16 protein-coding genes are annotated in these 22,124 nt (G+C 53.8%); 9 read left to right on the top strand and 7 right to left on the bottom strand.

Features of this window, described 5'->3' with window-relative positions:
* Positions 1-104: 104 nt before the first annotated feature.
* Positions 105-521, bottom strand: coding sequence for a MarR family winged helix-turn-helix transcriptional regulator (locus K3T83_RS45955; RefSeq protein ID WP_220209858.1), 417 nt, complete (start codon positions 519-521; stop codon positions 105-107).
* Between the two features lie 192 nt (positions 522-713).
* Between K3T83_RS45955 and K3T83_RS45950 the strand changes: the two genes are divergently transcribed.
* On the top strand, positions 714-1,592 hold the full coding sequence (locus tag K3T83_RS45950; protein ID WP_220209857.1) for an SCO6745 family protein: 879 nt from the start codon (positions 714-716) through the stop codon (positions 1,590-1,592).
* Positions 1,593-1,806: 214 nt separating this feature from the next.
* Here K3T83_RS45950 and K3T83_RS45945 read toward each other — a convergent pair whose 3' ends face one another.
* Both K3T83_RS45945 and K3T83_RS45940 read right to left on the bottom strand, forming a co-directional pair.
* Positions 1,807-2,763 (bottom strand): NAD-dependent epimerase/dehydratase family protein, encoded by a 957-nt coding sequence (locus K3T83_RS45945; RefSeq protein WP_220209856.1) that lies wholly within the window; start codon positions 2,761-2,763, stop codon positions 1,807-1,809.
* Positions 2,764-2,956: 193 nt separating this feature from the next.
* On the bottom strand, positions 2,957-3,574 hold the full coding sequence (locus K3T83_RS45940; protein WP_220209855.1) for a TetR/AcrR family transcriptional regulator: 618 nt from the start codon (positions 3,572-3,574) through the stop codon (positions 2,957-2,959).
* A 190-nt stretch (positions 3,575-3,764) separates the two neighbouring features.
* Here K3T83_RS45940 and K3T83_RS45935 point away from each other — a divergent pair, with 190 nt between their 5' ends.
* Together K3T83_RS45935 and K3T83_RS45930 are read left to right on the top strand one after the other, a co-directional pair.
* Complete coding sequence (locus K3T83_RS45935; protein WP_220209854.1) at positions 3,765-4,580, top strand: hypothetical protein; 816 nt, start codon at positions 3,765-3,767, stop codon at positions 4,578-4,580.
* A gap of 294 nt (positions 4,581-4,874) precedes the next feature.
* Positions 4,875-5,168: a hypothetical protein gene (locus tag K3T83_RS45930; protein ID WP_220209853.1), complete on the top strand. Its 294-nt coding sequence runs from the start codon at positions 4,875-4,877 to the stop codon at positions 5,166-5,168.
* A 363-nt stretch (positions 5,169-5,531) separates the two neighbouring features.
* Here the strand turns inward: K3T83_RS45930 and lacZ are convergent, their stop codons facing one another.
* From lacZ to K3T83_RS45910, 4 genes are all read right to left on the bottom strand, one after another.
* Positions 5,532-8,687, bottom strand: a complete 3,156-nt coding sequence (lacZ, locus tag K3T83_RS45925) for a beta-galactosidase, LacZ type (RefSeq protein WP_220209852.1) — start codon at positions 8,685-8,687, stop codon at positions 5,532-5,534.
* Between the two features lie 306 nt (positions 8,688-8,993).
* Entirely contained in the window at positions 8,994-9,416 is a 423-nt protein-coding gene (locus K3T83_RS45920) for a hypothetical protein (protein WP_220209851.1), read from the bottom strand.
* A 102-nt stretch (positions 9,417-9,518) separates the two neighbouring features.
* A complete protein-coding gene (locus K3T83_RS45915; protein ID WP_220209850.1) occupies positions 9,519-10,688 on the bottom strand; it encodes a GntR family transcriptional regulator in 1,170 nt (389 codons plus the stop codon).
* Between the two features lie 370 nt (positions 10,689-11,058).
* Positions 11,059-12,342 (bottom strand): WD40 repeat domain-containing protein, encoded by a 1,284-nt coding sequence (locus K3T83_RS45910; protein WP_220209849.1) that lies wholly within the window; start codon positions 12,340-12,342, stop codon positions 11,059-11,061.
* 493 nt (positions 12,343-12,835) lie between these two features.
* Between K3T83_RS45910 and K3T83_RS45905 the strand changes: the two genes are divergently transcribed.
* The 6 genes from K3T83_RS45905 to K3T83_RS45880 all read left to right on the top strand — a co-directional run bounded on the left by K3T83_RS45905 (position 12,836) and on the right by K3T83_RS45880 (position 22,112).
* Positions 12,836-14,629: an ABC transporter substrate-binding protein gene (locus tag K3T83_RS45905; RefSeq protein WP_220209848.1), complete on the top strand. Its 1,794-nt coding sequence runs from the start codon at positions 12,836-12,838 to the stop codon at positions 14,627-14,629.
* A gap of 529 nt (positions 14,630-15,158) precedes the next feature.
* Entirely contained in the window at positions 15,159-16,229 is a 1,071-nt protein-coding gene (locus K3T83_RS45900; protein ID WP_220209847.1) for an ABC transporter permease, read from the top strand.
* Between the two features lie 9 nt (positions 16,230-16,238).
* A complete protein-coding gene (locus tag K3T83_RS45895; protein ID WP_220209846.1) occupies positions 16,239-17,123 on the top strand; it encodes an ABC transporter permease in 885 nt (294 codons plus the stop codon).
* 19 nt (positions 17,124-17,142) lie between these two features.
* The gene (locus tag K3T83_RS45890; protein WP_220209845.1) at positions 17,143-18,201 is read left to right on the top strand and encodes an ABC transporter ATP-binding protein; all 1,059 of its coding nucleotides are present in this window, start codon (positions 17,143-17,145) and stop codon (positions 18,199-18,201) included.
* Positions 18,191-19,087, top strand: a complete 897-nt coding sequence (locus K3T83_RS45885; protein WP_220209844.1) for an ABC transporter ATP-binding protein — start codon at positions 18,191-18,193, stop codon at positions 19,085-19,087. Before K3T83_RS45890 ends, K3T83_RS45885 begins: the two co-directional genes overlap by 11 nt.
* A gap of 34 nt (positions 19,088-19,121) precedes the next feature.
* Positions 19,122-22,112, top strand: coding sequence for an alpha-mannosidase (locus K3T83_RS45880; RefSeq protein ID WP_236065217.1), 2,991 nt, complete (start codon positions 19,122-19,124; stop codon positions 22,110-22,112).
* The last annotated feature ends 12 nt before the right edge of the window (positions 22,113-22,124 follow it).

Below are 22,124 nucleotides of genomic sequence, written 5' to 3'. Positions count from 1 at the left end.
TAGTCCTGCTATCGTAGTTGCGCGATTCATCACGATATTCCGCTTGATGAATCGCGCAACTACGATAGCAGAAGATTGTTATTATAAATTATCGATTTTCGTCATCAGGCGAGGTTGTTGACCATACGTTGCAGCACTGCAATAATGGTGGCATATTCTTCATCGCTGATGCCCTGCATAGCTCGCCTCCTCACCTCGCCTTGACGCTTGAAAAGGTCTGCACGCTTGCTCTTACCAGCTTCGGTCAGGCTCAGAGCGTTTCCTTCCACAACCAGCCAGCCCTCACGTACGAAGTCATCGAGCATTTCATCGAGTTGATGGGCATCGAGAAACGTTTGCAGGACGTTGAAAACCTCGTCCCTGGTGATGGTGCCGGCCTCGTAGATCATATTGAGAGCCTGCCAGCGAAAACGAGTAAAGCCCTGGTCGGCGAGCGCCTGATTTGAGCGAGCAGTGATAATCTCATCCGCGTGCTTCAGCCAGTAGCCGATGGGTAACTGAGGAGTAATCTCGCGTGTCATATCTCTGTACCTCCATGTTTGAGAAATAGCAAGAATACGATATATCGTATTCTCTCAAAGATACGGTCAGGGACGCACGAAGGTTGCAACAATAGCGCTTCTCTCTATGCTTTTGCCCGTAGGATATGTTAGTATGACACTATACCGAAGAAATCGGGTCGTAATTTTTCGCGATTGGAAAGGAAGAGGAAGATGGCGACAGAACAAGGTGGCATGCAGCCTGATGCTGCACGGTTGGCGTGGAGACGGCTTGAGCCGTATCATGCCATCATCTATTTTGCACCGGAAGCGCGGCAGGCATATAAAGAAATCGGGCTGAAAGGGTATTGGATGGGGTATTTCGCGTCACGGAGCGCACCACTGGGGCAAGTACCCGCTTCAGTCGTCACGGCCACGTTTTTCAATTTTCATCCATCAATGGTGGGGCGTGCCCTCCCCGATGCATGGCGTTTTGCCAGTCCTGAGCAGGTGCTAGAGGCACGCTATGCTTCAGCTGATGAGGCGTTACGTCGTCTACTCGGTCAGGATATCGCCTCAGCTGCGATGCAGGAGGCGGCGATTATTGCGAGGCGTGCTGTTGAAGCCTGTTCGGTCGCCGGTCGCCCCCTCTTTGCCGCCTATACAGAACTGCCCTGGCCATCAGAACCGCATATGGTCCTTTGGCATGCCGCAACGCTGTTGCGCGAATATCGCGGCGATGGGCACGTCGTCTCACTGCTGGCAGAGGGGCTGGACGGCTGCGAGGCACATGTCACCTTTGCGGGCACAGGCATAGTGAATCGCGAGCAATTGCAACCGGCGCGCGGCTGGAGCGATGAAGAGTGGCAAGCGGCCCAGAAGCGGCTCTATGCGCGCGGATTGTTGGGAGAGGATGGTTTGCTCACCGAAGAGGGTGTGGCGGTGCGGCAGGCGGTAGAAGAGCGAACCGATCTGCTGGCGCTTCCGCCCTGGCAATATCTGGGATCTGAGCGCATGACGCGGTTGCTGGAGTTGGTCTATCCCTTTAGCGAGCGCATCGTGGAGGAGGGTGGAATCCCGATCCCCAACCCGATGGGCCTGACCTGGCCGTAGATCGGATATGATAGGGGCGATGGCTTGTCCTCGCCCTATGCCACATCATTGTGCATGGGAAGCAGGGCGAGGACAAGCCATCGCCCCTACCATATCCGGGGAGTGTTCACCACCCTGTTTGCCGTGCGGTCTTCCCGCAATCAATCGCTCGATTACAGCCAGGATCATTCTGGAATATTCCCAACGCTTGCCCCCACACTAAAAGGCTCACGCTCTACGCATGTACCTGTTGCTCCTGATACCATTGGACGGTTGCGCGGATGGCTTCATCAAGAGGGGTTGCATGAAGGCCAAATGCCTGCTCAATGGCACTGGCATCGACAATTTGCGGCTCTGTATACTGGTAAAACATCTCGACCATCTCATGCATGAGGGGTTGAAACAGGCCAAATGCCTGGACAGCCAGCTTAGGAATAGCTTGTATGTGGATCGGCTTGCCAAGCGCTTTGCCGATCTGTTGGGCCATCTCGCGCTGCGTGACAACCGGAGTCACAACAGGCACATGCCAGACCCTTCCCAGAGCTTCGTCACGTTCTCCCAGCAGCGCCAGCGTTCTCGCCACATCTCCCATGTAGCTATAGCTGTGAGGAAGATCGATATTGCCTAAGAGTTGAATCGATTTGCCAGCCAGGGCAGCGGGAAAGACGCGATCCCCGAATGACGAATTGAGGACACGTGGCCCGAAGAAATCAGCCGACCGACCGAGCGCAACACGCACTTTGCCCTCGCGATGGGCGGTGAGATAGGTTTCTGCGACCCTTGCCCGCATCTGGCCTTTGCGCGTAGTAGCAGCGTAGGGACTATCCTCTTTCATGACCTGCCCATGTGTTTGCCCATACATGTACAGCGTATCCGTCACAATCAGCTTTGCCCCGGTTGGAGCCACACCCTCTATGATGCTCTCCTGTAAGCGAGGAATGACCGCCACTTGCTGCTCATAAGCAACGTTCGCACAATGATAGGCGGCAGTTGCTCCTTGACAGAGATCGCGCACAGTATCCGACTGCAACGCATCGCCAGCCACCAGTTCGGCTCCGGCAGGAGCTTGCCCCTTGCCACTGCGATTCACCAGGCGCACGTGCTTGCCAGCCGCCGACAATTGCTCAGCCAGCGTGAGACCCACCGGGCCTGTTCCGAAAATGACATGCAATTCATTCTGTATGTTCTTCATGGAAGTTTCCTTTCTTTCTACATCCAATCTATAATTGAACGATGGTATAAAATCTAACAGCAGTAGATAAATGGCAAAAAAATAACGAACTGTCTTGCTACATTGTTCCATTGCTACTATTGGCCTTTCTGAACCGCTCTCTTCGCGGGCCGAGAGCAATACCAGTAGCAGTTCAAAGAGGGCAAAAAGCCGATCATCCAGAGCTTTTTTGCAAGATTCCCGAGGTCAGCAGTGCCTCGATTCCTTGATGTAGCAAACGCCTGGCTCGTGGCTCTCCTCCTTCAATGCGCTCAGCCAACGTCAGGCTCACCATGCCATGCATCAGACTCCAGGCTAGCTCAACTGCGCCAAAAGAGTCTTCCAGAACGATCCCGTTCTCCTGTGCCCAGTCCTCCACTGCTGCGACCGAGACCATGCCAGCCTCACGTCCCGCACGCGCTGTCTCCTCAATAGGAAGTGGAACGCCTCCTAGCCCATTCATAATTTGATAGAGCTCCGGGTTGTTGCGAGCAAAACCCCAGTACGCATCAACGATTCTGAAGAGACGTTCGCGGAGATCCTCTGTCGAGAGCCTGGCCTGTTGCATACTGGCCATGAGTTGTTGATAGCCCTCGCGCATTAACTCCAGGAGAATCTCTTCCTTATTGGCGAAGTACTCATAGATCATCGGCGTACTATACTCAATCTCATCGGCCACTTTGCGTATCGTCAGTGCTGGCCACCCTTCTTGCCGAGCAATCCGATGAGCAGCGGCCAGGATGTTCTCCCTGGTCACTTGTTTTTCACGCGCACGTCGCTCTTTAATGCCCATTTACCTATCTCCATCAGAAAATCTAACGTTGTCAGGAATAATAATAGCAGAAGATCACCCTAAAAGTCAAGGGCTTTTCTCAGAGGCTGTATTCTCGCGTTCCCTCTTATCAGAGACCTATTGAGTTTCTTCCACTAAATGTCTATACTTTCATATATCTCTATTTTTAAAAATGCGGAAGGATGAGCATATGACCCAGGATCAGACACGACGCTTCTTTCTCTGGGCCGCGATACTCTTAATTGTGGAAATTATCGCAGCGGGTTTTTACCAAGCAGGTCCGAACAAAGGGTTGAGCAGTGCTGGAGAAATCTTAACGTTTATTGCTCTGGCTGCCGTTGGCATCGAGCGGCTCATCGAGGGCTTCTGGACCTTCATCGGCCTCACCAAAGGAACTCTCTGGCCTTTCAGCGCGTTCAGCCAGCAAATCACCAGCCTCTCCAACGATCTCAACAAAACGCTTGAGCCGTTTTATAACGAACTGGAACAGACGTTACAGGAGGCAAAAGCTGGCAGCACGATTACCGCTCAGGAGTTTGAGAGCGCGACGAGGCAGCTTGACCACCTGAAAACATCTGTGCAGCAAATCACCACGCTGGCTCCAGGCAATCAGCAAGCTACGGCGCTGGCAAGCGCGGCCTCGCAGATCATCACAGAGATTCAAAAGAGCTATCCGACCCTGCAAACGCTTGGCACCTTCGCAAACGAAGCCATTGGCGGTTTCGCAAACTTTGTCGCGACCCCTCCCGACAATCTGGGACGCCGCTTTATCAGCCTGTTTGTGGGAACACTGTTGGGGCTGCTTATCACCGGGCTACTGCGGCTTGATCTGGTGCAAGCAATCTTCCAATCGCCCACCTTTGGCAATGCATTTGGCCTGCAATTCTACTGGGGCATCATCTTTACAGGAATCGTGATGGGGCTTGGCTCAAATCCAACGCACGAGGTTATCCGTGTGCTGCAAGAATATAAGAAAACTTTGAAGGTGCAGAATACTGCTTCCTGATTGGGATTATCAAGGTGACACAAACAATAAGATGTGATGGACCATATCTTTTCATGAAATGGGTGATTTTGTGACATAACGAGCATTTAGCTTGAATTGGAAGCCCAATTTCATTGGACGCAGAGAAAGTGTTGCCTTATTAAAGGGAGGAGGTACACTATTGCTTTCCCTTTTACTGGATGGTAAGAATACAATGTCGATAGTAATAGTTGATGAGAATTAAAATCTTCTACTTATGGATGCGCAATGCACCATAATGAAGATCAGAAGAGGCTTCCAGAAAGGGTAAGCAATATGAGTCAAGTATTACAGATCATTGGGACATGGACATCGCAGTTTGGTCCCGTAACGTTTACAGGATCACCTGATCATCTCAGTGGGCACTGGGATCAGAAGGAAGGGCAAGGTAAGATCACAGCGGGTATGTTTAACCCTGCAACGGGTGTGTTAGTCTTTTCCTATTTCCAGTCCTGGAACGACCAGCATGGAGCAGCCGCGTTCCTCATCTCAGCAACGGGCCGCGAGTTTCACGGGAACTATGTCCAACCAAATGGGAATAATGGTGCCTGGGATTTGATACGTGTCTAAAGTGGCGGCATTTGATTGGTGAAAAACAATTATGCACAAGCATAACATCACCTGAATTCTAGTATGAAGCGAAGAAAAACATTCAACAGATCCGATATATCCTAACGCACCTATCGATCCTGTTGAATGTTTTTCTTCGCTTCACGTAAACAGCCCTACCAATGGTCTCTCACTCCTAGCACAAGCCTACTCTCTTTCACCTACCACTCTACTGATCTCTACATGGTTTTTCCAGGTCGCGACGGCCCGCCCTATCGGGTCTCTCAGCAGCTTTTAATGAAGGAGGTCAGTCCACTACGACAGTTTAAGGATCCCGATCCTGGCTGTTACATTCCATAACCACACCCGTACAAGTTTGGGAGGCTATCCCCTTTCGTCAAGAGAGTACGGCCTCATACGCACAATAAAATGGAATGGCTTGCTGAGTAACTCGTGTTGGGGCAGAACACCGGGGCCGCAGCTGGCAGAGCCGAGACCGTCCTGATACTGGTCCAGATGCCAGATGAGACGCCCGGAATCGCCCAATTCGTAGGTGTGCCTGGCTTGCTCAAACTGTTCGGTCGTGTAGCGATGGAGGCTGAAGTTGAGCAGAGGCATACCAATAGCAAGCAGTCCGTTTCCTCGCTGATTGGCAACAGTCACCCAGCGCACCTCGCTACGGTTGCCGTTCTCCTGCGGGAATGTGTACGGCGTGTAGAGTTCATCGACTGTTCTAGTGTAGACACCAACGCGATTGGCCTGCATCGAGTCGGCATAGGACTCGCCGGGTCCGCGACCATACCACGTGACATGCTCGAACTGGCGCGGAAGTTGCAGTTCCAGGCCGATGCGTGGTAGCGTTCGGGGTCCACCCTCAGCTGGCACTCCGCGCGCATGCAGAATGATATCGCCGCTGCCATACACAGTATATTCGTAAGTACAGGCGATGCCCCAGCTTTTCATCGGGGGTGCAATGCGCGCCGCTACCTTGATCTGCACAGCTTTCCCACCATCCATGATCTCCCAATCGACGCTCTCGACGCGCTGCTGAAGCTGATGCAGCCCGAACGCCTTCCACTGATCGGCTGAGTTTGGCTGGGTCAGGCCACGATCATTGTCGGTCGTGGCACGCCAGAAGCTCAGGCGCGGCCCCTGCTCGATCAGTGACACCCCCTCATGAACCCAGGATGTGAGCAGGCCATACTCGGTGTTGAAGCTGATATCAAGCTCTGGCCCCTGAATATGGAGCGATGTTCCCTCCTTGCGGCACTGGAGCAGCGCGATTGGCTGCGGCGGGAATGGATCGGCCTCATCGCGTTCCGCCACCAGAAATTGTGCGGTAGCGACCTCGTGCCCGCGTCTCGCCCAGCGCGTATCGTGAGCCAGCGTGAAATCCAGGTTGAGCCAGTAATCGGCATCGTTACGCTGTTCGGACAGCACAAACGGAACCTCGACGATACGGGCCTCCTGCGGCGGAATTTCGGGCAGGTATAACACGCCCGTCTGATCCAGGAAGTCCTCTGCGTACAGCGACCACGAACAGGACAGGTGATCCAGCGTGATGAAGTCGTAGAGATTGATGATGCGGATCAGCCCCTTGTCCAGATCCACCACCTCAACCCTTACCGGCTCGATGATCTTTTTGTACTCGATCAGCCCTGGCGATGGCACGCGGTCGGCGGAAACCAGTCCATCGATTACAAAATTGCCATCGTTGGGTTCGTCGCCAAAATCACCGCCATACGCAAAGAACTCCCGACCATCAGAGGTGTGCTGACGAATGCCGTGATCGCACCATTCCCAGACACACCCCCCCTGAAGGCGCGGATAGCGATAGATCGTCTCCCAATACTCCAGCAGGCTGCCCGGACCGTTGCCCATCGCGTGCGCATATTCGCATAGGACATGCGGCTTGCTCAGATCGGTGCGCTCGCCAAGCTTTGCAAGATCCCCAACCGAGGTGTACATCGTGCTGAACACATCAGCCACTTTCGCCTTTCTATCACCCTCGTAATGGATGAGTCGGGTGGGGTCATGGGCACGAATCCAGGCCGCCATCGCTTCGTGGTTGCGTCCGAAGAATGATTCGTTGCCAAGCGACCACATGATGATGCTGGAGTGATTCTTGTCGCGCTCCACCATGCGGGAGACGCGATCAACATAGGTCGCCTCCCACTCGGGATTATCGCTAATCCAGCTGGCAGCGTTCTGCTCAGCAATAGCAAACGCCTCCTCGCCGCTGATCTGGCGCTCCTGCATTATTGTTTTCACATCGTCGTACTGGATGAAACCGTGACATTCCAGATCGGTCTCATCGATCACGTAGAGGCCGTATTCGTCGCAGAGGTCCAGAAAGCGCGGATCATTGGGGTAATGCGAGGTGCGCACAGTGTTGATGTTATGCTGCTTCATGAGTAGCACGTCTTGCTGCATCGCCTCGTATGGCACAGCTTTGCCGAGATCGGGATGATGATCGTGCCGATTCACGCCTTTGAGCTTGATCGGTACGCCGTTGACCAGAAAGACGCCTGCCTGAGTGTCCAGCACGACGCTGCGGAAGCCAACACGCTGCGGCACCACTTCAAGCACGTTGCCATCGCCGTCGTAGAGCATGACGAGCAAGCGGTACAAATAGGGATCTTCAGCAGACCAGAGGCGCGGTGTCTGAATCGCAGATGAGACATCCAGCACGTTCACTGCGCGAGGGGAGACAGTCAAGCGCTGCGGCTCGATATCCAGCGGGATAATATTGTTCTGCTCATCGAGCAATTGAAAACCCACGCTGCAATCGCGAGTGGCCTCTGTTGCGGTGTTGAGAACCGTCACCTGAAGCGCGAGGGTAGCATCCTCAAAGCTGGCATCGAAATTGGTCTGCACCCGCAGATCTGCGATGTTGAGCGCTGGTTGGGCCAGCAAATAGACATCGCGGAAAATGCCGCTGAGCCACCACTGATCCTGGTCCTCGATATAGCTGTTGTCGGACCACTGATAGACCTGTACCGCGATCTGATTGTTGCCCGGACGCAGGTAGGGGGTCACGTCGAACTCTGAAGGCAAACGGCTCCCCTGGCTATAACCCACCTGCTGACCATTAATCCAGACATAGAAGGCACTATCCACGCCCTCAAAGCGCAGAGTGACGTAGCGATTCAACCACTCGCCCGGTACAAAGAAGGTGCGCCTGTACGATCCGGTTGGGTTCTCAGTTGGGACATGCGGAGGATCGACGGGGAAGGGATAGTTGACGTTGGTGTAGTGGGGCCGCCCATACCCGTGCATCTGCCAGCTCGAAGGGACCGCTAGATCGTCCCACTGCTCTACATCATAGACCTCCTCATAGAAGCCCTGGGGAGCCTCAGCTGGCGAAGGGCTGTAGCAAAATTTCCAGGTGCCATTCAAGAGCTTGAAAAATGGCGACTGCCCCCGCTCAAATGAGAGGGCGGCCTGCTCCTGGGCATAGGGTATGAAATAAGAGCGGCCAGGGAGTCGATGCTGCTCAAGCATGGCCTGGTTCTCCCAATCTCTTGTATGTGTTGACATAAAAAAACCTCCATCCAGGTAGAAAAGGTGCTGAGGAGAGGAAGCGCCAGGCCATGGCAGATTTCACTCGCTTACTGGCAACGTTGTCATCGCTCAAAACCAATTCCCTCCCTGGTATTGTAACAGATCAATGAAGCTGTTGTAGACAGATTATCTCTCTATACAGGTGCGACTTTCACATTCAATAAAATTTCGTATTCGAGCATTTTATACTTATTGCAAAGATAATGGAAAGCACCGCAACGCAGGGTCGTGATCCAGAACGTTGCAGTGCTATTGAGATAGACGCAAAACGAGATCGTTTCTTCAAATTTGCTTCTCCCTACGTGATTCCTCAGCGAATGTTTGCTCGCCTCTCGCTTGCTGCTTCTGTTTGAGGAACAGCATTTCATTATCTGTTAACTTTTCTTCTGGTTGTACCTGCGTGTACTCGATCAGTTGCACCCGTAGCTCCCTTGTCGTCAGCCATTCCCAGCGTGTCGCGTTTACTGGATGAGGATGAGGGGTAACATCGTGCGGATCGATCTCTTCTAAAATGATGTAGAGATATCCAGGCATCACACCATCATGTTTGACGCCCCCATCATCGGCAATGCTGAGGTAGGTAGGCCGATGAGAGAAGGCACGAGCAATAGCTTTTTCTTGCGTGACAGAACTGCCAACACGCAGCATTGTTAGCTCTTGTTGCGAACCGTGATACCAGGGACGCCGATAATTCCAATTTGGCATATATTCCCCCTTCTACGCGTTGTCTCATTTGAGCATCTTTGCAAAGATAGTGAATTGTGAGACAGAAAATGCCAGCAAGAAGTAAGCAAACAAGCGAGCGTGTTATGAAGGTTGCACTTTCACCGATGACTCGTTGGCGATGCGCAACCGAGCGCCACAGGACTGGCGAATAATGAGGTTAGTTGGCAACTTGATATGCTTGGGAGCACCGCTGATCTGCGATTCGATCCGATTAATCAACAAAGTACCGGCGTGCATGCCCATCTCGATGCCTTGCTGAGCAACCGTCGTTAATGGCACGCTCATGAGGGCCATGTAGTGAAGATCGTCGAAGCCCACCAGCGCAAGATCTTCGGGGATGCGCACTCCTCGCCGTTGCGCCGCATGGAAGAGTTCGAGCGCAATCGAACCATTCACCGCAAAAAAGGCGCTGGGGCGATCAGGGCTGCTCATAATTTCATCAAAGGTCATGGCAGACGGGTCATGCTTCTTGTCGATGGTCAGGTTACAGACAAGTTTTTCATCGTACGGTTGATGATACTCGTACAGTGCCTTGCGATATCCCTCCCAACGATCACGCACCGAGGTCGTCAACAGATTGCCAACGGAGCCATATGCGAAACCGATGCGCCGATGCCCCAGGATCAAGAGGTGCTCGGTCGCTCGATAGCCACCGCCAAGATTGTCAGAGGTCACATGGTCGCTATCAAGATCGGAGAGATAGCGGTCAACCAGCACAAATGGGAAGCTCTCTTGCTGAAGTTGGGCGATAGCTTCGTCGTGCGAGACATTACTGAGCGGAAAAATGATCAAGCCATCGGTGTTTGCCTTCAAACGCATAATGTCGAGTGCCATTGCCTGGGTATTCTCTTCTGCATAGGCAAAGCTCAACTGATAGCCACACGGCCTGGTTGCCTGCTCTATTCCGCGCAAGATGCTCATATTCAGTTCATCGCTGACATCGCTGAGAATCACGCCAATGCTTTTTGTTGCCTGTGGTGCCACGCCGGGTATAGAGCGCCTCTGCGCTGGAGCCGATTCGCTAACAAAGGTACCGCTGCCCTGAACCCGTTGGAGCAGCCCCTCGCTGACAAGTGCGGTGAGCGCCTGACGCACAGTTCCCCGGCTGGTATTGTATTGCTCGGCGATTTTCAGCTCAGCAGGAAGACGGTCTCCCGCCTTTAAATCGCCTGCAAGAATGCGGTCCCGCAGTTCTTGAAAGATTTGTGTATGCAGAACCCGCGATTGAGAACCATTTCCAGATTTTTGCACGAACTTGCTTCCCCTCACCAGATCAACGCTCTTCTTGTAGAAAGAGAGAGGCCACTTAAAAGCACATGAATACTTCAATACTCTATTCTCTGTAACTTGAGTATGCTCACCGCCATAACAGGCTCATTCCGCTAGTGGGGCGTACAGAGAGGCTATTTTCACGCATGAAATATATTATTTATGATAACTATATTCCTCTGAAAAGTCAAGCTTTTTTGAGATACAACCACACAAATTTGTCTAGACAAATTTGTGTGGTTGTACTGGATACGCCTATTGCCTGAGGACACTCTTCTACAGATTATGACACAGCGTATCTCAGATTGCCAACATCAACTACTAATCCAAATTGTTTGTCTCACTGATACTATTACCCCACGCGGAACACTTCCAGAGCATAATCATCATAGCCATAACGACAAAACGAGAGGCAGGTTGAGTTTACTAGCGCCCCATAGTTTTTCGGCGTGATGATCGCCAGCGCGTGGCCGGCGGGCGACCATGTGAGGCGCTGCGGGCTTTTAGGTGCGCTATAGGCAAAGAGGGCACGGCCAGTGCTGGCATCCCAGAACTGAATGATCGAGCGCTCCCCATTATCTCCACCGATAAGCTCGCCTTTGCCAACGATGGTTTGACCAGCTGCAATATATTTGCCATCGGGCGACCATGTGGGCGCGGAAGATTGGCCGCTCACAGAGCCGCAGACAAAGAGGCGCTGTCCACGCGCTACGGACCAGACCTCGATCCGCGTTTCGCTGCCAGCCAGCACGCCAAACGCAATCCGCGAGCCATCGGGCGACCATGCCACCTGCTCGTCTCGCTTGAGTTGCTCATTCAGAAAACCCACCAGCGCTGGCGTTTGAAAGCGTACCTGACCAGTACTGGCACTCCAGCTACCCAGCTGCGCCTGTCCGCCTGTTCCGCTGGCAACAAACGCAATACTCGCCCCATCTGGCGACCAGCTTATCGCCTGTTGTGGGCTGTTGATGCCGGACCAGAGGGAACGACCATCTGACACATTCCAGACCTGCACCAACCCCTGCTGGCTGCTCGTGGCAATGCGCGTACTGTCAGGCGACCAGAGCAGGCTCTTCGCCACTAAAGATGAGCCAAATTGGGTGGTCATTTTCCCCTCTTGCACATTCCAGATCTGCACGCCAGTTTTTGACGGGAGAGCAAGGTGGGTGCCATCGGGAGAGAGGGCGGCAATATTGCCAGAGGGCTGTTCTATGCTGTGGCTCCAGATTGGCTGTCCCGTCAATACATCCAGCACCAGCAGGCCCGTCGCCGTCGCGTAGAGCGCCTTTGTGCCATCAGATGACCAGTAGACCGCCCTGGTGCCGGGAGCGCTGTTCTGCAACAGGCGCGAGCCAATCTGCGCCCAGTTCTGTCTGCTCAGTTGTCCAGTTGTTGTCTTAACAACTCCCAGTCCGTCGTCACTGGCGATGGCGAGACGAGCATTATCTGGTAACCAGGCAAAATCTAGCCCATTCCAGGCCAGGGAAAGCTGTAAATATGTTGTTCTGTTCCCTGCCGCGCTTGCTCCCTGCACTATCTGACTGCTACCCGAAAATAATAATCCACTGGCCAGTACCGCGCCAAATGTCAAACCTCCCAGAAGTGCATCGCGCCGTGTATAGTACCTCTCTCTCATTCTTATACTCCTTTGTATAGGATATCAACCTTTGCCCGTAGCGACCATCCTTTGCGGTTACCGCGAGAATTACACATATTTGCTTTCTCCACCGCGACAACCGCAAAGGATGGTCGCTACGGGCAAGGAATCGCAAGAAAAACAAGAGTCCAAAATCGCGAATCAATATTCCCCTATTGACAAACCATTATACATTTATTTACTATTGATTTGTATAGATGACTATGGACAAATTGATCGAACCAGATGTCATTAATTTGTGTAGAAAATACACATGGCACATCCCTCGCCAGCTTCAAGGGCGAATACAGCTACCACGAAGGAGGATGCCGTTCACAACACGCCTGCTCAGGACGTTTACCCCGCTATCGATCATCTGGTCTCATGCTCTCGTTGAATGAAACGCTATTTTTGCAACGAGAAAGACCTCATCTCAATTGTTTGGACAAAAGTGCTGATCGATGACGATTAGCAGAAAGAAGGAGTATTTCTTATGGTTAAGCAACCGGAAAGCAATGAGTTGATCCCTCTCACCACCCCGATTACTCGCCGTCAGGCCATGCAGCGCTTCGCGCTCGTGACTGGTGGCGGTGTGATGGCCGTCAATCTGCTGGCTGCCTGCAACGATGCTCCACCCAGCACACAGAAACAGGTCGCCTCACTCACGCCAACACCTCGCGCTCAAACCCTCGTCATCAATCAGGCCGAATTCACTACGTTCGACAGCGCGAATCCCTTTATCCCAAACGGCCAGCAATATAACGCCGGGCTGTATCAAGTCTGCGAGGAATTTCTCTTCTATTTCAATATGGTAACAGGCGAGATCACGCCCTGGCTCGCCAAAAGCTGGGAGTACAACTCGGCTCACACCCAGCTTACGGTTCATCTCAACCCGAAGGCCAAATGGAACGACGGCCAGCCCTTCACATCGAAAGATATCCTTTTCACCATCAACATGCTGCTGAAAAATCCACAACTGAGCGGTGCCAACAGCTATATCCCCTTTGTCAAAGATATGAGCGCCCCTGATGCTCAAACCGTCGTTTTTACTCTGAAAGATCCCAATCCACGCTTCCACTATAATTTTGTCGCCGGCATCGTCAATAGTCAGGATATCGTCGCGGAACACATCTGGTCCGGCAAAGATCCAATGACTATGAAGGACAATCCTCCTGTACGCACAGGCCCTTACAAACTGGATCGTGTCATCCCCGCCCAGAAAATGTTTATCTGGAAAAAGAATCCCGACTACTGGAACAAGGATGAGTTTGATCCTAAGCCTGAGTACGTCGTCTATCGCACCGGTCCGACACTCGATTCAGAGGTTGAGGAGTTTAAGCGCGGTCAGATCGATATTCCCGCCAATTTCGACCTCAACCATGCTAACGCGATTAAAAACGGTGGCTACCAGAATATCGTCATCGAAAATCAGTTCCGCGATCCCTGTCCTCGTGGTGTTCTCATCAATAGCGATCCGTCAAAGGGGCTGCTCTCCGATTCGCGCATGCACTGGGCTATCTCGTATCTGATTGATCGCAAGACGCTGGCCGCCTCGACCTGGCTGATGCCAACCGTCCCTGCACAATATCCCTGGGCCGACTACCCCGGCAACGAGAAATGGTCCAATAAAGAGATCGCCGACAAATATCAGTTGACGTACGATCCCAAGAAGGCCGCTTCGCTACTTGATGAGATGGGCGCGAAGGCTGGCTCCGATGGCAAACGCAACTACCAGGGCAAGCCGTTGCAATTCGAGATCATCACGCCACAAAAGCCTGGCATGCCCGAATATCTCAATGGACAGAAGCTGGCCGATGAACTGGGCAAGGTCGGCATCACTGCCACTCTACGCTACTATGATGGGGCCGCTTACGACGATAAGCTCAATAATGGGCAGTTCGATATCGTCTCTGGCTGGATCTGCGGCAATACATTTGATCCAGGCCAACTCTACACCAATTTTGAGATCAGGTACTACGTGCCAATTGGGAAGAACGCCTTCAATAACCAGTACCGTGTAAAAGACAAGGCGCTGAGCGATCTGGCAGTCAAGCTTGACAACGTTGATCCCAACGATCCCAAAGCAAAAGCTACGTTCGATCAGGCGCTCGAAGCTTACTACAAAGCCTTACCGTGGATTCCCGTCTACCAGACGACCTATCCCACCTTCTTCAACACCTCCTACTGGACAGGCTGGCCGACCAACGAGAATCTGTACAATATCCCCTCCAACTGGTGGGGCCAGTTCATGTTTATCATTGGCAAACTGCAACCAGCCGGGAAGTAATCGCCACAACGAGTGTCGAAATTGCGATATATCGTAGTACTTTGTCAAATCTTATCGTTGATGCATCCAGCAATTGAAAGGGGAGTAGCTCTAGGTAGAGAGGATGTTGGGTTATCCCGTAGCGACAGGGGGGGCGGTAGGGGTCTGCGGGGGCCTTGCGCTTGTCGCCCTCTAGGTAGAGAGGATGTTGGGTTATCCCGTAGCGACAGGGGGGGCGGTAGGGGTCTGCGGGGGCCTTGCGCTTGTCGCCCTCTAGGTAGAGAGGATGTTGGGTTATCCCGTAGCGACAAAGGGGGGCGGTAGGGGTCTTGGCGGGGGCCTTGCGCTTGTCGCCCTCGCCACATCGTTGGTCTGTTTCCCGGTCCCTGCGTGACCCCACCAGCGACAAGCGCAAGGCCCCCACAACCCCTCACACCGCCCCTTGTCGCTACGGATGGGGAGAACCTTCTCTCCCCGGAGTTTTTTGCTGGATGCATCAACTATCGCGCAACTACGACGTATCGGAGTTCTATGAAGAAGGAGAAACATTATGATTCACACCGCGACCGGCCCGGTCAACAAGCCCCTGGCAGGTATACGCTCCTGGCTGCTTGCGCACCCTCTGATCGCCTATGCCATTCGCCGCTTCATTGCCTATCTGGTGACGCTGTGGGGTGCTCTGACGCTAACCTTCTTTTTCTTTCGCCTCATTCCAGGCAACCCTATTGGTGCCTATGTCCAGGCTCTCCAACAAAAGCAGATCTATAATGCAGGGGCAAGCGCGGACATGGTGAAATACTACAAAAGCGTCTTTGGCCTCGATGGAAATCTCTTTGAACAATATATCCACTATATCCAACAATTAGTGATTAAGCACGATTTAGGACCGTCGATCCTCAGTTTCCCCACTTCGTCAGAAGTGCTGATTATGCGTTCGCTGCCCTGGACTATCGGCTTGCTCGCCCTCTCCACGCTGTTCTCGTGGGTGCTGGGCCTGATCCTGGGGGCTCTGATCGGCTGGAAACGCGACAAATGGGGATCGGAGTTCGCCTCTAATCTCTGTATTGCTCTTTCGCACATCCCCTACTACTTTGTGGCCCTGATCCTCGTTTTCCTGTTGGCCTATAAGCTGAACTGGTTCCCTTCTACTGCCGCCTACAATCCTGCCTGGGACCCCTCCTGGGACCCGGGATTTATTATGAGCGTCATTAATCATGGCACGCTACCAGCGCTCTCGATCATGGTGATCGGCGTCTCAAGCTGGATGCTCTCGACGCGCATGCTCATGGTAACGATTCTTGGTGAGGACTACCTGACATTTGCCGAGGCTAAAGGACTCAAGCCGCGCAAGATCCTCACCCGCTATGCCCTGCGCAACTGCTATCTGCCCCAGATCACCGGGCTGGGCATCACGCTTGGTAGCATCTTCAACGGTAATGTGCTGGTCGAGCAGCTCTTCGCCTATCCAGGCATAGGCAACCTCTTCGTGATGGCCACGCAGCAGCTTGATTACAACACCATTCAGGGTATTGTCTCGCTGGCTATCTTCGGGGTGTTAACCGCAAACCTGATCCTTGATCTGTTTTTGCCGGCGCTCGATCCCCGTATCAAGTATAATTAGGAGGGCCAGATGGGAAGATTTTTACAGGCAATGCACGGCCTCTGGAAGTCCAGCCACAAGGTGCAGGCTGGCGTGATTATTATCACCTTCTTTATCGTGGTGGCGCTTTTGAGTGCCCCCATCACCGCGCTGATCGGGCATGGTCACGATCCGCTCGATATTGATGTCTCCATCAGTCCCGCCTGGCAGTCGCCTAACGCTCAACACTGGTTGGGTACGGATCGCGTGGGCCGCGATATCCTGGCAATGACCGTCATAGGGCTGACCGCCTCGCTCGAAGTTGGTGTGATCGCCGGTCTTATCTCGACGGTCATCGGCACCATCGTTGCCTTCGTTGCCGGCTACAAAGGCGGAAATATCGATAACTTTCTCTCAAGCTTTACCGATATGTTCCTGGTCGTTCCCAGCTTTCCGCTGCTGATTACGCTCTCCGCCTACACTGCTAACGTCAACCTGTTTACCATCGCCCTGATCCTGGCGATCTTTAGCTGGCCGTTTGCCGCCCGCACGATTCGTTCGCAGGTGTTGAGCTTGCGCAGCCGCCCTTATGTTGAACTGGCGAAAGTGACCAAGTTTAACGACATGGAGATCATTTTCACCGAACTGATGCCAAACCTGCTGCCCTTTATCGGCGTCGGGTTCGCCAATGCCGCGCTTGGTTCGGTCTTTGCGCTGGTCGGCCTGGAAGTGATCGGGCTTGGACCAAGCGGCACCTTAGATCTCGGCCTGATGCTCAACTGGTCGCAGCAATGGGGCGCGTTGACGCTGGGTGCATGGCCGCTCTTTGTCGCACCTGTTGTGGTGCTGGGACTGCTCTTCCTGTCCGTCAATATGATCAACATCGGCCTCGAAGAAGTCTACAACCCGCGTTTACGCAAGACGGCTGGTGCCTAGAGAACAGGAGAGAAGCATTATGGCAAACAGTCTGACACAGAGAACCGAAGAGAAGCAAAGCGCAAACGGCTCATCGCTGCTGGAGATAGAAGATCTCAAGGTCTATTACGATACCATCAATGGTGCGGCAAAGGCGGTTGATGGCGTGAACCTCACCGTCAGGCGGGGCGAGATTCTGGGTATTGCTGGCGAGTCGGGTTGCGGCAAGAGCACGCTGACCACCGCGCTGCTACGGCTGACCCAGGCTCCGGGCTATATCGCGGGTGGCCGCATCATGTTTCATCGCATGGATGGCGACCCGATAGACCTGCTGAAGCTGAGCGGCGAGGAACTGCGCAAAGTCCGCTGGCGCAATCTGTCGTATCTACCGCAAGGATCGATGAACACGCTCAATCCAGTGCTGCGCATCAAAGAGCAGTTTCTCGACGTGATGCTCGAACATAGCGATATGAGCAAGCGCGAGGCTGAGAAGATGATCCCCAACCTGCTGGGCCAGGTCAATCTGGAGCCGTATGTCGCCAATATGCATCCCCACGAGCTATCGGGCGGGATGAAACAGCGCGTTACGCTGGCGATGGCGATTGCGCTCAACTCCGATCTGATGGTCGCCGACGAGCCAACCACCGCGCTTGATGTCCATGTGCAGCGCGTGGTGATCCAGATGCTCGCCGATCTGCGCGACCGATTGGGCATGACGATGATTGTTGTCACGCACGATATGGCGGTGCATGCCGAGCTTGCTGACCGCGTGGCGGTGATGTATGCTGGCGATGTTGTGGAGGTTGGAGACGTGCGCCAGATCTTTAAAGCTCCGAAACATCCCTACACGCAGGCGCTCATCAACTCGATTCCGCGCATCGGTGGCGAACGTGTGCGGCTGGCTGGCATCACTGGCAACACGCCGAGTCCGCGCAACTGGCCCTCTGGCTGCCGTTTCCATCCGCGCTGTCCCCATGCCATGCCGGTATGCAGCGAGCAAGCGCCTGCACTGCTGGAAGTCACAAAGGATCTCAATGGGATGCAGCCGCCGCTGGCGAGTTGCCATCTTTATACACAGGCGGGAGGCAATGATGAGTGAGAAAAATATCGCACTGAATAACGTAACACAGGTGTTTCGTGGCGCGGCGATGCGCAGTATGGGCGGCGAATTCCGGGCCGTCGATGACGTGTCGTTTGATCTCGCATCGGAGCCGCCACAGATCGTCAGCCTCGTCGGACAGAGCGGCAGTGGCAAAAGCACGATTGCGCGTATCATTCTTGGTCTGCAAAAGCCCAGCAGCGGCAGCGTGACCTACAATGGCAAAGATATATACAAGCTTTCCCGGCAAGAGTACGATATCTATCGCAAAGACGTACAACCGGTCTTTCAAGATCCATACAGCATCTTCAATCCATTTTACCGCGTTGATAGAATCTTCTGGACGGCGATGAGCAAGTTTAAGCTGACGCCCTCAAAGCGGGAAGGGCTGGCAAAGATCGAGGAGTCGCTGCACGCCGTCGATCTGCGGCCAGAGGATGTGCTGAACCGCTATCCACACCAGTTGAGCGGCGGACAACGCCAGCGCGTCATGCTGGCACGCGTCCATCTGCTGCGACCGAAGTTTATTATTGCCGATGAACCGGTCTCTATGCTCGATGCAGCGGTGCGCGTCCTTTTCCTGAATATTCTCACCGACTTTACCGAAAAGTATGGGATGACAACGCTTTTTATCACCCATGATCTTTCTACAGCGTATTATGTGGGAGGGAAGATTATAGTTATCTCGCGTGGGAAGATCGTGGAGAGCGGAGATGTGGAGCAAGTGCTGGTGCATCCATCGCACCCATATACGCAGATGTTGCTCTCCTCAATCCCTGTTCCCGATCCCGACGCCAGATGGACGGAGAAATCGGCTCTCCCCCTCGAAGAAGAGGAAACAGCGGAACAGGCGGATCTGGAAGCCCTTCCTCATCCACATATTTGAGGAAGCCTGGCTTCATTTAAAGAAAAGGTGTCAATTGCCATATCATCATATATATACAAAACGCGATCTGCGAGCAACTTTGCAGCGGATCGAGCGGGCGATCTATACCCCAATCACTGAACTAACAATCGAGGCGTGGGTGACGCCCGAACCAGTTCCCTATGCCGAGCGTCAAGCTGGTCAGCATAGCGTCCTGCACTTAGGACAGAGCTGGGGAAAGCTCTGGGACTGTGCGTGGTTTCACTTCACGGGACGCGTACCAGAGAGCGCCGCTGGACAGGCAGTGGCGCTCCTGATCGATCTCAGCGGAGAAGCCTGTATCGTCGATGACGGGGGCTGTCCCATTCTGGGACTCACTACCGTTAGCTCCGAGTTCGATCTACGCCTGGGCCGCCCTGGAAAGCGCGTCGTGCCGCTGAGCGACCGCGCCACCGGCGGCGAGGTGATCGATCTGTGGGCCGATGCGGGCTGCAACGATCTCTTTGGAAAGTATCAGGACAGCGGCACGATCAAAGAAGCTCATATTGCACTTTTCCACGAAGAGATGCAAAAGTTGCATTATGATTTCGAAGTGCTGTATGAGCTACTGGACCAGATCCCGCCTGAGAAGGCTCGCCACCAGCGCATCCTGTTCGCCTTACAGAGCGCAGCCAATGAACTATTTGAATACAACGCTGAAGAGGCACAACGGGCACGCGCACAATTGGCGGGAGAACTGGCAAAGAGCGGCGGCACGCCCTCGCTCACCATCAGCGCCATCGGACACGCGCATATCGATCTGGCGTGGCTCTGGCCCTTGCGCGAAACGATTCGCAAAGGGGCGCGCAGCTTCGCGACAACACTCGCGCTAATGGAGCGCTACCCCGATTATGTCTTTGGTGCCAGCCAGCCGCAACTGTATCAATGGATGAAGGATCTCTACCCGCAACTCTACGCAAAGATCAAGGCCAGAGTCGCAGAGGGTCGCTGGGAGGCGCAAGGGGCCATGTGGGTTGAGCCTGACACCAATATCTCCGGTGGCGAGGCACTCGTGCGACAGGTCCTCTATGGCAAGCGCTTCTTCCGCGAAGAGTTCGGCACCAATCCGCACATGCTCTGGCTGCCTGATGTCTTTGGCTACAGTGCCGCGTTGCCACAGATCTTGAAAAAAGCGGGAGTCGATTATTTTTTAACCATCAAGCTCTCGTGGAATACCGTCAACACATTTCCGCACCATACTTTCTACTGGCAAGGCATCGACGGCTCGCGCGTACTGGCCCACATGCCGCCAGAGGGCACCTACAACAGTTCGGCGGCTCCACGAGCTATCGCAGCCGCCGAAACGACCTATGCTGATAAAGCGGTCTCCGAACATTGCGCGCTGCTCTATGGCATTGGCGACGGTGGCGGCGGTCCCGGCGTCGAGCATCTGGAACGATTGGCACGCGAAAAGAACCTCGATGGACTCTCCCCGATCGTGCAGGAGCCAATGGAACGCTTCTTTGAGCGGCTCGCACAGGAGGCCGATCACTACAAAACGTGGGTTGGTGAACTCTATCTTGAGAAGCATCAGGGCACCTACACGACGCAGGCCAGGAACAAGCGCTATAACCGCAAGATCGAACTGGCTCTGCGTGAACTGGAACTGGTCGCAACGCTCGCCCACCTGACTGGTAACTATCACTATCCCTCGCAGGAACTCGACGCAATCTGGAAAGAGGTGCTGCTCTATCAGTTCCACGACATACTGCCCGGCTCCTCGATTACCAGAGTGTACGACGAGTCGCTGGCACGCTATCAGCAAATCAGTGAACAAATCGAGCATCTCATCAGACAGGCCCAACAGGTACTCACACACCAGACACAGCGCGATGTGGTCAGCGTCTTCAATCCCCTCTCATGGGAGCGCCAGGAGTGGCTCCAGATTGCGAACAGATGGCAGCGCGTCACCGTTCCCTCGCTTGGCTACGCTGTGATCGACTCGACCAGGTCCGAGCAAACTGAAACAAAACTGCTTGCAGCGCCCGAAACGCTGGAAAATGAGCAGTTGCGCATCCAGTTCACAGCCGATGGCGCAATTTCCTCGATTTTTGATAAGGAGCATCAACGCGAGGTGCTGGCTGAGGGCCAGCTGGCAAACAGGCTTGCGCTCTATCACGACGATGGCGACGCCTGGGACTTCTCTATCACCTATGACGAACGCACGCCGCGCTATTTCAAGCTGGTCGAGACGGTGGCTCACATGGATGGACCACAGGCCGTCGTCGAGCAGCAATATCGCTTCGGGCAATCGACGCTGCGACAGCGCATCGTACTGATGGCAGGGAGTCGGCGCGTCGATTTTGTAACCAGCATCGATTGGCACGAGCAAAACACGATGCTGCGCACCAGCTTCCCGGTATCTGTGAGCGCTTCGGAGGCCACATGCGATATCCAGTTCGGCTCGATCAAACGCCCGACGCACCGCAACACAAGCTGGGATATGGCACGCTACGAGATTTGCGCCCATAAATGGGTTGATCTTTCGCAGAGCGATTACGGTGTGGCCCTGCTCAACGACTGCAAATACGGTCACAAGGTGCTTGAGAACGTGCTTGACCTCAACCTGTTGCGCAGTCCGGACTATCCCGACCCACAAGCAGATCGCGCCCGCCACGAGTGCACCTATTCGCTCTATCCCCATGCAGGCAACCATATTGCCGGTAAAGTTGTGCAGGCTGGATATGAGTTGAACGTGCCACTGCGTGTGCTATCAGATGAGCTACAAGCCGATCTCACAACATTTGCTGGCCTGGACGTGGAGAACGTCGTGATCGAGGCTGTGAAAAAGGCCGAAGATAGCGATGATATCATTCTTCGACTCTACGAGGCCACCGGAGCAACCACCAGGGCCACGCTCACCCTCAACGTCAATTTGGACGCAATCTGGAAGACGAACCTGTTGGAGGAACCTGAAGAAAAGTTGTCTTTTGCGCACAACGCTGTCGAGCTAGCATTAAAGCCTTTCGAGATCGTAACATTGCGTGTGCAGGTCGCGAGAGCATAGGGCAGGCGTAAC

Source organism: Reticulibacter mediterranei, from assembly GCF_016587455.1.
Note: the sequence above shows the minus strand (reverse complement) of the source record. Positions and strands in the feature narration are given on the sequence as shown.